Below are 9362 nucleotides of genomic sequence, written 5' to 3'. Positions count from 1 at the left end.
AGCGGCTGCGCGGCGGGGGGCGGAGCCGCGTGCCTGGGTGGTGCGTTGAGCGCGGCCTCCATCGCCTCGGCGGCGGTGGGGCGCGGGCCCGCGCGGCGCTCGATGCGCGAGCGCACCTCGGAGGACAGGTCCGTCGCCTCCGCGACGGGCGGCGCTTCAGGCGCGGCGGGCTCCGAGGCGGCGCTCCCCGTGGGGTCGGCCGGGTCGAGGGCACCGGTCAGCGCCCCCAGACGGAGGCGCGGCTTCGCGCGGGACACGTTCTGTTCGAAGGCTTTCTTCATGGGAAGTCTCAGCCGGCTTTCGTCGCGGTGCCGGCCTTCACCGCCGCGGCGTGCGCGGCCACCAGGCGCGGCAGCACGTTGTCCAGCATGGCCTGGATGTCGTTGGCGCCCTTGGACGTGGGGTCCGCCACGAACACCGGGCGGCCCTCGCTGGAGGCCTGCGCGAACTTGGTGCACTGCCGGATGATGGTGGGCAGCAGGTACTCGGGGTAGTGCGTCTGGAGCGCCTCCAGCGCCTCCTTCGCCAGCTTGAAGGTGGCGTTGAAGGAGTTCACCACGATGAACACGTGGTCCAGCACGTGGTTCAGGTCCTCCTCCAGGCTCTGCACCGTTTCGAACAGCAGCTTGAGGCCGTGGAAGGACAGGAAGTCCGCGAGCACCGGAACGAACAGGTCGTTCGCGGCCATCAGCGCGTTCAGGTTGAGCAGGCCGAAGGACGGGGGCGCGTCGAAGACGATGAAGTCGTACTGCGCCTCCACGTCCTTGAGCGCGTTGCGCAGCTTGAACTCACGGCCGGACATGGGCATCAGCGCCAGGTCCACCGTGGACATGCTCAGGTTGGACGGGATGAAGTCCAGGTTGGGCAGGGTGGACTTCTGCACCACCTGCGCGAGCGGCGTCTTGCGGACGAGCACGTCCAGCAGCGTCTTCTCGAAGTCCTCGCCCTCGTAGCCCAGGCACTTGGTGGCGTGGCCCTGGCTGTCCAGGTCGATGAGGAGGACCGCGTAGCCCAGCTCCGCCAGGCGCCACGCGTAGGACGTGGACAGGGACGTCTTGCCGGTGCCGCCCTTGAAGTTGAGGAAGAGCTGTTTGCGCAGGCCCGCGGTGGGCGGGAACTTGTTGAGCGTGGTGCGCAGCTCCCACACGTCGTCCGGGCCGTAGGCGTCCTTGCGCAGCTCCGCGGGGATGGACTTCGGAGTCACGCCGAGCATCTCGGCTACCTGCTTCGAGCTGTACGTCGGCGCTTCCATGAACGACCCTTCGGATGACGTGTGAGGCCTGGGCGGGATGCTGCACCTTGCCTCAAGCGGCGAAGTATTTGTGCCCCCTTCGCACGATGGCCCCTCGGGCCACCAGCAGGGCAACAGCCTCCTGGGCCAGCTCCGCGGGAGCAGAGAGCCCGGACGTCAGCTCGGCGAGCGAGCGTCCTCGAACGGCGACCCGCACCTCCTGCAACATCGCCCCACACAGCGCTTCCACGGGAGACGGGCCGCGCTTGGGGGGAACCGGAGGAGCGGAAGGCGCGGGAGCCCGGACGGGAGGGGGCGCGCCCATGGCGACGAGCGCGGCCTGCACGGGCGTCCGGCGCACGGCGGGAGCGGCCTGGGGCGCGGGCACGGCGGCCACCGGGCGCGAAGGCGGCGCGGAGGCAGGCCCCGAAGCGAAGGACACGGGCCCACCGTTCGCGACCCGGGCGGGCGCGGGAGCCGCACCGTGCATCACGGCCGGAGCGGCACGGGAAGCCGCCACGGTGGCGACCGCGAGCGCGGGGGCGGCCATGGACGCGGCGGTCCACTGCGAGGTGTTCGCGGCGACGTCCGCGAGCGACACCGGCACGGCGGCGTGCTCGGGAATCGAAGGGATGGACTGCGGCGCGGCGTGAGCGGCCACCTGCTGCGTGCCCTGCACCGCCACGGGCTGCGAGTCCGCGACCACGGGGGCTACGGGCACGGGCTTCGCGTCCAGCGTCGCGCGCACGGGCTTCACGGGCAGGGTCGCCAGCCGGCGGATCTCCCGGCGGCGGTGCGCATCATCCAGCGCGACCACCGCGGACACGTCGTGCCCCAGGATGCGCGACAGGCTCTGCGCCGCCGCCTTGCGCACGCGCGCCTCGCTGTCGTCCAGCGCGCCCAAGAGCAGCGTCCGGGCGTTCTCACCCCGGCCCGCGCCCAGCGCCAGCGCGGCCAGCGCGCGGACCTCCGGATCCGTGTCGTGGATCGCGTCCTCGCCCAGCCGCCGCGCCGTCTCCCCCTCCAACCCCAGGGCCAACAGCGACGCGCGCCGGCGCACCGAGCGGTCCGAATCCTTCATCGCCTGCGCCAGGTGCGGCGCCGCGTCCTTCGGGGCCAGCACCAGCAGCGCCTTCAGCGCCGCGATGCGCACCTCCGGCACCGGCGACGACAGGAGCGGCGACACCACCGACGCGCCCTCCTCCCGGCACAGCCCCGCGAACGCCTGCACCAGCGCCACCTGCGCCGTCGCGTCCGTCTCCGCGTGCAGCGCCGCCGCCAGCGCGGGGGCCGCCGCCGGATGCGCCAGCGCCTTCAGCCGCTCCGCCGCCCGCACCCGAGCCGCCGCGTCCGCCGCCGACAGCTCCCGCACGGAGAACCCGAACAGCGTCTCGTCCGTGGTGCTGCCCGCGTGTCCGGACAGCTCCGCCATCTGCTCCGGGCTCACCCGCAGCCGGCCCTCGCTCTGCAGCCGCTGCGCCTCGCGCGCCACCGGCGACAGCCCCGCATCCGACACGGCCGCCGGGGCCCGGGGCGGAATGGGCGGCGCGGGACGCTCCGTCCACGGCACGTTCGGCTCGGAGGACTTCAGCGGCACCGCGGGCCCGCTGTACGGCGTGCGCACCGCGGGCACGTCCCCGCGCAGAATCACCTCGCTGCGCAGCTGCGAGATGAACGACGCCAGGTCGAACCCCAGCTCGTCGGCATCGTCCTCCGCCGCCGCGCGCGACTGGCCGGAGGAGTGGATCCGGCTCGCGTCCAGCAGCTTCGCCATCAGCTGGTCGCGCTCCAGCCGCAGCGCCTGGTTGAGCCGGGACAGCTCCTCGCGCTCCGTCTGGGCGCGGGCGCTCTTCACCTCCAGCGACGCCACCTCCCGGCGCAGCTCCAGCTCGCGCTGGTGCCCCGCGGCCAGGTCCTCCTTCAGGTGGGTCAGCTCGTCGCGCGCGGACGCCAGCTCGCCATGCAACTGCTGCGCACGGGCCTCGAAGTAGACGATCTTTTCGAGTGCGCTCTTGAGCAGCGCGTCCGGACGCTCGTCACTCACGACTGGCTCTGGCCTCCCCGCGAAGGCGCTCGGCGGCGCTCCCCGGTTCGCTTCACCGAAGGGACTCCCCGGTTCCCCGGCTCGCTGCCGGGGCGGGCACCTTATGTCAGCCCTACGTGCTACGTAAACCACGGAAACACCTGGGGTTTTCCCCCGCCAGGACACGCCGTGATTGACAACGCCGCCCAGGCCGATTTTTCGGCCTCGCGCTCGCGTGCACGCATGGTCCAATGCGGCGCATGGCCCCTTCGCGCATCGACACCGACGTGACCCGGATGTTGGGCATCCGCTACCCCATCATCGCCGCCCCCATGTTCCTGGTGTCCAACGCGGCGCTGCTGGAGGCCGCCGGGCGCGCGGGCGCGATTGGCGCGGTGCCGTCGCTCAACTACCGCACCGCGCAGGCGTACCGGGACTTCCTCAACACGTTCCCCCAGGACGTGCCCTTCGGCGTGAACCTCATCCTCAAGTGGGCCGAGCGCCTGGAGGAGGACGTGGCCGCGACGGTGGAGCGCAAGGTGCCGCTGGTCATCACCAGCCTGGGTGACCCCACGCCCATCGTGGAGCGCGTGCACGCGTACGGCGGCAAGGTGTGGAGCGACGTGATTTCGCTGCGCCACGCGGAGAAGGCCGTGAAGGCCGGCGTGGACGCGCTCGTCGCGGTGGGCAGCGGCGCGGGTGGCCACGCGGGCAACTTGAGCCCCATGGTGCTGGGCCCGTGGCTCAAGGCGGAGCTGGGCGTGCCGGTGGTGCTCGCGGGCGCGCTGTCCACCGGGCGCCACCTGGCCGCCACGCTCGCGCTGGGCATGGACGGCGCGTACGTGGGCACGCGCTTCCTGGCCACGGAAGAGGCCGGCGCCGCGCCCGACTACAAGCAGGCGCTGGTGGACTCGAGCCCCGAGGACCTGGAGTACACGAAGGAAGTGACGGGCGTGCACGGCAACTTCATCAAGAGCGCGCTGGAGCGCTTCCGCGCGGGCCAGGGCAAGGCGTGGAAGGACACCTGGAGCGCGGGCCAGGGCGTGGCCTTCGTGAAGGACGTGCTGCCCGCCGCGACCGTCGTCGAGCGCATGGTGCGTGAGTACTCCGAGGCCCGCGCCGCGCTGCCGTCCGAATCCTGAAGCAGCACTGAAGACCCTGCCGGGTGTGAAGCCCCGCTTCCGGCATGAGTCCCGCCGGAAGCGCGCGGTCTGCCCGGACCCTCGCTTTCGTCCGCAAGCCCACGAAGCAACCTGGCACGTCGGGCGACCTCGCACGGCCTTCCCGTGACGTCATGGGAGGGGCGGAAGCGCGCGCGCCTACCACCCCGGTTCGACGCGCGCGACGGGCAAGAAAAATCACCCGGGAAGCCTTGCGAAACGCGTGCGCGAGAACGGCGGAAACGGCGGATTGTCGCGGGTTTGCGAGCCCTGTCCGCATGCCCGGAGATGTCAGACCCCACTCGTAATCTGTGTCTCACGAGGTCACGCAAGGCAGCGACTTCTCCCCGGTACCTCTCCGTCTGAAAAGCGGGGGGAGAAGCTCCTCTTTCGACAGGTTTTGCACGCCATGGAACAGCGACTGGCAACCCTCATTGGAAACGCGGTGCGAGTGGCGCGGCAGCGGCTGGAGCTGACGCAGGCCGATGTCGCCGAGCGCGTCGGCATCGCCACCGAGGTGTACGGCCGTTTGGAGCGCGGGCACATGCTGCCCAGCGTGCGGACGTTGCGGAAGCTGTGCCTCGTGCTCAGCTGTTCGTCGGACGTGCTCCTGGGTTTGAGCGCGACGGCGGCGGTGACGGAGGACGGCGCGCCGCAGCTCGCGGAGGATCCGCCGGAGTACCGCGAGCGTCCGGAGGTGCGGCGTCTGATGCGCACCGTGCGCAAGCTGGACTCCCCGCGCCTGCGCCTCCTGGGGCAGGTGGCGCACGCGCTGGAGCGATGAGGCACGAAACGCCCGCGTTACTCGGCCGCGGGCTCCGCGTCCACGGACGCGGGAGGTTCGCGGTGCACAGGGGGGGATGAAGTCCCGGCGACAGGCAGCCGGAGGATGAAGCGCGCACCGCCTTCCGCGCGGTTCTCCGCCTCCAGGGTGCCGCCCGCGCGCGCCACGTAGTCGCGGCAGAGCGCCAGGCCCAGGCCGGTGCCCTTGCCGGGCGGCTTCGTGGTGAAGAAGGGCTCGAAGAGGCGCGGCAGCGCGGCCTCGGGGATGCCCGGCCCGTTGTCCTCCACCTCCACCCGCACGCGGCCGTCCTCCATGCGCGCGCGCAGCGTCACGTGCGCGGGCTTGCTGGAGCGGGCGGCCTCCAGCGCGTCCGCGGCGTTGAGCAACAGGTTCACCAGCACCTGCACCAGGTGGCGGGCCGTGACGCGCGCGGGGGACAGCCCCTGTGCCACGTCGCGCTCCACCACCCCCAGGCTGCGCAGGCGCACCGAGGCCAGCCGCTGCGCCTCGCCCAGCGCCTGCGCGACGTCGCAGGACTCCGCCTCGTCGGGGGCCTCGCGGGAGAACAGGCGCAGGTCGGTGACGATCTGCTGGATGCGCAGCACGCCCTGCTGTGTCTCATCCAGCACGCGCCGCACGTCCTCCAGGTCGTCGGGGACGCCGTGCGCCCATTCCTCCTGGAGGTAGTGCAGGTTCGACTTCACGTACGCGAGCGGGTTGTTCACCTCGTGGGCCACGCCCGCGGCCAGCTGCCCCACCACCACCAGCCGCTCCACCTCCGCGCGCTGGCGCTCCACGCGCGCGCGGCGCGACTCGCTCTCCGCCAGCTGGCGCAGGGCGTCCACGCGCTCCAGGTGCGCGTTGCGCTCGGCCGCGCGCAGCTTGCGGAAGGTCTCCGCGCCGTGGGCGGACACCACGAACACGAAGAGCATGCTGAAGCACTGGCTGACGAACGCCGTCCAGGGCACGTGCGACAGCCACAGCATCAGCACCACCGCCCCCAGCGTCCCCGCCATGGAGATCCACACCGGCAGGCGCTGGCCCGGGATGAAGACGGTGATGAGGAGGGGCACCGTGTAGAACGAGGGGAACAGGGGGCTGGCCAGGCCGCCGGTGAGCTCGATGCACACGGTGAGCGACGCCAGGCTGACGGTGCCCGCGGCGATGCCGCTGAACGGCGGGCGCAGCCACCCCGCGCCCACGACGGCCCCCAGCACCAGGAAGCTGCCGGCCCACGCCAGGTGCACCGCGAGGAAGTCCGCGCGGAAGCCGCCCAGCAGCACCGGGTGCGCCAGCGAGCCCAGCGTGATGATGAGCGCGCACCACCAATACGTGCGCCGCCGGACCCGCCGGCGGGCCCGGACTTCGGCGTCCGCGTCATCCCACGCGCTGGAGGTTGGAGGCGTCACCCCGGCCCGGTCCACCCGGGAGCGCTGCGCGGCGCGAAGTCCCCCTTCATGTCGAGTCCTCCCGTGGACGTCGCAGCCGGCGGGACTTCCCCAAGCGCACCGCGTCCCGTCCCCGTGTCTTCGCCTGTCCGCCGCCGGAGGGCAAGATGGGGTCGGGACACACCGCCCGGAGCCGGCAGCCCCGGCACTCGGCGCCGCTCCACACGGCGTCGAAGAGGGCGGTCGTCCGGTCGATGGTGTCGAAGTCCTCCGTCACGAAACCCAGCTCGAAGTTGCGGACATCATCGCCCTTGGCGCCCAGACCCGCGCCGGTGAGGTTGGCACTCCCCAGGTAGACCCAGGCGCCGTCCACCACCACCGCCTTGAAGTGGACACGGGGGCACACCTTGAGTTCCAGCCCGCCCTTCACCAGCCGGGAGCGGGCGTCGAACGCGGCCCGGAACGGCCGGCTGGGCAGCTCCGCGTGCAACAGCCGCAGCGCGACGCCCCGGGCGGCCAGGCCATCCAGCACCTCCAGCAGCGGCACGTACGCCCCCTTCGAGCGCTCCACGTACATGGCCTTCACGTTGGCGGTGGCCATCCACACCGACTCGCGCGCGTGGGCCAGCTTGCGCAGCACCACCTCCTGGTACAGCGCGCTCCCCGACAGCAGCTCCGCGTCGATGGGCCTCATCATGTCACCCAGCGTCGCACACAGGATTACACGACACCATCCCCCTCCCCTGCCAAGCGTCCTGCGGTGGAAGAAGACCCACGCACCGGGTTGACGCGATGACCGGCGGTCATTTAACTCCGGGTCATGGTGGGAGCACTGGCCGAGAAGCGAATCGTTCCGCTGCGAGCGCGGCGGGACGAGGACAAGGAAGCGCGGCGGCGGGAGCTGCTGGACGCGGCGCGGGCGCTGTTCGAGGCCACGTCGTTCGCCGAGGTGAAGATGGCGGACGTCGCGGCGCGCACGGGCCTGGCGAAGGGGACGGTGTTCCTCTACTTCCCGACGAAGGAGGCGCTGTTCCTGGCGCTCCTGGACGACCTGCTCACCGCGTGGTTCGCGAAGCTCAACGGGCGCCTGGCGCAAGACGGCACGTGGACGGGCCACCAGCTGGCGCGCTCGGTGGCCGAGTCGCTGGAGGGGGAAGAGACCTTCACGCGGCTCCTGGCGCTGGCGCAGACGGTGCTGGAGCAGAACGTGACGGTGGCGCAGGCGCGCGCGTTCAAGGAGCGCGTGCTGGTGGCCATGGGCACGACGTCCGCGCTGCTCCAGGCGCGGCTGCCCTTCCTCACGCCGGAGACGGCGGGTCAGCTCATCCGCTGCGTGCACGCGCTGGTGACGGGCCTGCGGCAGATGGCGGACATCGCGCCCGTGGCGCGCGAGGTGCTGACGCTGCCGCACATGGCGCCCCTGCGCGTGGACTTCCGCGCTGAGTTGACGGCGGCCATCACCACCCTTCTTCGCGGGCTCGAGGCCCGCTGAATCCCTCTCACGCGTTTTTGAAAGAACGGAGCGCAAAGTCATGCTGGAAGCCGTCGCGTCCCTGCTGCCCCAGGCCTCGGTTGAAGTGGACCGCATCCGCGCGGTGTTCGAGTCGCAGCGCGCGAACCGCTGGAACCTGTCGCGCAGCACTCCAGCGGAGCGCATCGCGAGGCTGCGCAAGCTGCGCGAGGCCATCATCCAGCGGCGCGAGCAGCTGGCGGAGGCCATCCACCAGGACTTCCGCAAGCCGGCGATGGAGGTGGAGCTGACGGAGATCCACCCCACGCTGGAGGAGCTGAACCACACGGTGAGGCACCTGAAGTCGTGGATGAAGCCCAAGCGGGTGGCGACGCCGCTGACGCTCAAGGGCGCGTCCAGCCACGTGCGCTTCGAGGCGAAGGGCGTGGTGCTCATCCTGTCGCCGTGGAACTACCCGTTCCAGCTGGTGGCGGCGCCGCTCATCGCGGCCATCGCCGCGGGCAACGCGGTGATGATCAAGCCCAGTGAGAAGACGCCGCACACGTCGCGCTTCCTGGCGAAGCTGGTGCGGGACGTGTACCCGGAGAACGAGGTGGCGGTGTTCGAGGGCGGCGCGGAGGTGGCGGAGGCGCTGCTCCAGCACCCGTTCGACCACTTCTTCTTCACGGGCAACCCGAACATCGGCCGCAAGGTGATGGCGGCGGCGACGAAGTTCCTCTCCAGCGTGACGCTGGAACTGGGCGGCAAGTCGCCGGTCATCATCGATGAATCGGCGAACATCCAGGCGGCGGCGCAGGCGCTGGCGTGGGGCAAGTTCGTCAACGCGGGCCAGACGTGCGTGGCGCCGGACTACATCTACGTGCCGGCGTCGAAGCAGCAGGCGTTCCTGGAGGCGTTCAAGGCGGTGCTGACGCGCTTCTACGGTGAGACCGAGACCGAGCGTCAGGCGAGCCCGGACTTCGCGCGCGTGGTGGACCCGGCGGCATGGAGGCGGCTCAAGGAGGTGCTCGACCGGACGGTCGCCGCAGGGGCGAAGGTGGAGGCGGGCGGCACGGCGGACGGGCCGTCCAGGTACGTGGCACCCACGGTGTTGTCCGGGGTGACGACGCGGATGCCCATCATGGAGGCGGAAATCTTCGGGCCGGTGTTGCCGGTGCTCACGTACGAGCGGCGCGAGGAGGTCTACGCGCACATCAACGAAGGCGGGAAGCCGCTGGCGCTCTACGTGTTCTCGCAGGACTCGAAGATGGTGGAGGAGGTGCTCCAGCACACGACGTCGGGCGGGGTGGTGGTGAACAACGTGCT

Annotated in this window: 8 protein-coding genes and 1 pseudogene; 4 read left to right on the top strand and 5 right to left on the bottom strand. The window is 71.5% G+C overall.

The window, feature by feature from the left end:
- The 3 genes and pseudogenes from D7X55_RS29335 to D7X55_RS29325 all read right to left on the bottom strand — a co-directional run.
- Positions 1-281 (bottom strand): annotated as a pseudogene (locus D7X55_RS29335) (extensin-like protein); the annotation flags it as partial.
- A gap of 8 nt (positions 282-289) precedes the next feature.
- Entirely contained in the window at positions 290-1252 is a 963-nt protein-coding gene (locus D7X55_RS29330) for a ParA family protein (RefSeq protein WP_120547293.1), read from the bottom strand.
- A 52-nt stretch (positions 1253-1304) separates the two neighbouring features.
- Positions 1305-3275 carry a HEAT repeat domain-containing protein gene (locus tag D7X55_RS29325; RefSeq protein WP_121724788.1) on the bottom strand — a complete coding sequence of 657 codons (1971 nt, stop codon included), beginning with the start codon at positions 3273-3275 and terminating at the stop codon, positions 1305-1307.
- A gap of 239 nt (positions 3276-3514) precedes the next feature.
- Here D7X55_RS29325 and D7X55_RS29320 point away from each other — a divergent pair, with 239 nt between their 5' ends.
- Entirely contained in the window at positions 3515-4396 is an 882-nt protein-coding gene (locus D7X55_RS29320) for a nitronate monooxygenase family protein (protein WP_233610141.1), read from the top strand.
- Positions 4397-4823: 427 nt separating this feature from the next.
- Positions 4824-5198, top strand: a complete 375-nt coding sequence (locus D7X55_RS29315; protein ID WP_014393392.1) for a helix-turn-helix transcriptional regulator — start codon at positions 4824-4826, stop codon at positions 5196-5198.
- A 17-nt stretch (positions 5199-5215) separates the two neighbouring features.
- Here D7X55_RS29315 and D7X55_RS29310 read toward each other — a convergent pair whose 3' ends face one another.
- Both D7X55_RS29310 and D7X55_RS29305 read right to left on the bottom strand, forming a co-directional pair.
- The gene (locus D7X55_RS29310) at positions 5216-6607 is read right to left on the bottom strand and encodes a sensor histidine kinase (protein ID WP_121724790.1); all 1392 of its coding nucleotides are present in this window, start codon (positions 6605-6607) and stop codon (positions 5216-5218) included.
- A gap of 46 nt (positions 6608-6653) precedes the next feature.
- Positions 6654-7280 (bottom strand): phospholipase D-like domain-containing protein, encoded by a 627-nt coding sequence (locus tag D7X55_RS29305; protein WP_121724789.1) that lies wholly within the window; start codon positions 7278-7280, stop codon positions 6654-6656.
- A 126-nt stretch (positions 7281-7406) separates the two neighbouring features.
- On the opposite strand from D7X55_RS29305, the gene D7X55_RS29300 reads away from it, so the two are divergent.
- Together D7X55_RS29300 and D7X55_RS29295 are read left to right on the top strand one after the other, a co-directional pair.
- A complete protein-coding gene (locus D7X55_RS29300) occupies positions 7407-8078 on the top strand; it encodes a TetR/AcrR family transcriptional regulator (RefSeq protein ID WP_120547290.1) in 672 nt (223 codons plus the stop codon).
- Between the two features lie 40 nt (positions 8079-8118).
- On the top strand, positions 8119-9362 hold a 1244-nt coding region (locus D7X55_RS29295; protein ID WP_121724787.1), incomplete at its 3' end, for an aldehyde dehydrogenase family protein.

It is taken from the genome of Corallococcus sp. AB049A (assembly GCF_003668885.1).
Classification (GTDB): domain Bacteria; phylum Myxococcota; class Myxococcia; order Myxococcales; family Myxococcaceae; genus Corallococcus; species Corallococcus interemptor.
This window is presented reverse-complemented; position numbering and strand designations above follow the sequence as displayed.

Coding starts and splice junctions, on each gene's coding strand:
- D7X55_RS29330 (WP_120547293.1), bottom strand. CDS start 1,252: ATGGAAGCGCCGACGTACAGCTCGAAGCAGGTAGCCGAGATGCTCGGC.
- D7X55_RS29320 (WP_233610141.1), top strand. CDS start 3,515: ATGGCCCCTTCGCGCATCGACACCGACGTGACCCGGATGTTGGGCATC.
- D7X55_RS29315 (WP_014393392.1), top strand. CDS start 4,824: ATGGAACAGCGACTGGCAACCCTCATTGGAAACGCGGTGCGAGTGGCG.
- D7X55_RS29305 (WP_121724789.1), bottom strand. CDS start 7,280: ATGAGGCCCATCGACGCGGAGCTGCTGTCGGGGAGCGCGCTGTACCAG.
- D7X55_RS29300 (WP_120547290.1), top strand. CDS start 7,407: ATGGTGGGAGCACTGGCCGAGAAGCGAATCGTTCCGCTGCGAGCGCGG.